Raw genomic sequence first — 1,415 nt, 5'->3', positions numbered from 1 at the left:
ATATTCTTTACCTCCAACGATTAATTTAATAACAAAACTATTTCCATATATGTGTTAGCTTTGCGATATATAAATATCCTCGCCATGAAGTGTCGGCTATCTTATTGATTATAAATGGCTTCGTGAATCACTATGCGCAATTCGTGACTGCAATCACATGTAATACAAAATCAATTAGGCTTGATTTTGAAAGATGATCTGTGTCATGTTAATTGCAACTGCGAGGCGTAATATATTCCTCATGCAATACACCATTATTTATAGATATTATTTCCAGAAGAAGATAGCCAAATATGGCAAGGGAGATTGGAAATGAAAGGCTTGTCAATAATGAAACATATTCGGCGGACCAGACATCTGATGATGCCTATCTACCGTAGCTATTTTTCTTTTGCTTTCTTCTACTATAGATAATCCTGCCTTCATCCGGTGGCTGCTGCCTGTTTGTGGTGTGTCATCGTCTATTACCCGGCATGGAAAGGTCAACGTGACATTTTTGCCCGGAGTAAAGTTACTCTCAGTGTATGCCGGTCAGACCGCCAGTCTGTCCTAAGACTAACCTCCTGAACGCATTGCTTCGGGCTGGGTGTCGCATCACAACTGAAGTGGCTTGTCGTTGATAACACAATTTATACAGCACAAATAGGTTCATCCGCACGGTGATCTGCTGCCTGTGTACATAATACGTAAAATTAAATTTTAGTTGATATTAAAAGTAGTTCCATAAAGGGGTGTTTATGGAGTTGGCCTTTTAAAAAGACATACGTTTAATTGCGTTTGTAGTACAGTGCGTAAAAATTTCATGCTGAAACCAGTCCAGTAATAAACTTATTTATTACTGCGGGATTTCTTACGCCTAAAATAAGACTACATCGCAACGTAATACCGCGTGGCTCGGTAAACAATAATCGGAATATATCCGTAACGATTATTTGGTAGATGTTATTTACCGAACATGCTGCGTCACACCCTAAATTTAACAATGTCATTTTTAATAAATAGAGATAATGTTGCCATGAAAACTTTAAAAATAGCTGCCAGTGACAGTGTGTTATCCTGTTTCGACACGGAACGTGAAATTACGAATGTTCATACCACCGATTTCTCTGATATCGCGGCCATCGTAGTTTCTGTTCAAGACATCCACGACGGTATTCTGGCTAAAATCCACGCGACCGGCCTGTCTATCCCGGCTTTTGCCGCGGTGTGCTGTGAAGAAGAGCTGTCTGCTGAGGTGCTGCCACAGCTGACCGGGGTATTCGAGCTGTGTGGTGAGAATACTGACTTCTACGGTAAGCAATTGGAGTCTGCGGCGCAGCGTTATGAAGAGAACCTGCTGCCACCGTTCTTCAATACCTTGAAGCAATATGTGGAAATGGGTAACTCAACCTTCGCTTGCCCGGGTCACCAAGGTG

Annotated in this window: 2 protein-coding genes; both read left to right on the top strand. The window is 41.5% G+C overall.

The genetic code is table 11. The features are described from left to right. The first annotated feature begins 312 nt into the window (after nucleotides 1-312). On the top strand, nucleotides 313-414 hold the full coding sequence (speFL, locus tag GOU96_RS17475) for a leader peptide SpeFL (RefSeq protein ID WP_071596488.1): 102 nt from the start codon (nucleotides 313-315) through the stop codon (nucleotides 412-414). Nucleotides 415-1,015: 601 nt separating this feature from the next. Then, on the top strand, nucleotides 1,016-1,415 hold a 400-nt coding region (locus GOU96_RS17470; protein WP_324702062.1), incomplete at its 3' end, for an Orn/Lys/Arg decarboxylase N-terminal domain-containing protein.

Origin of the sequence: Vibrio sp. R-1, from assembly GCF_035615595.1 — a bacterium.
Lineage (GTDB): Bacteria > Pseudomonadota > Gammaproteobacteria > Enterobacterales > Vibrionaceae > Vibrio > Vibrio cholerae.
Note: the sequence above shows the minus strand (reverse complement) of the source record. Positions and strands in the feature narration are given on the sequence as shown.

Coding starts and splice junctions, on each gene's coding strand:
- speFL (WP_071596488.1), top strand. CDS start 313: ATGAAAGGCTTGTCAATAATGAAACATATTCGGCGGACCAGACATCTG.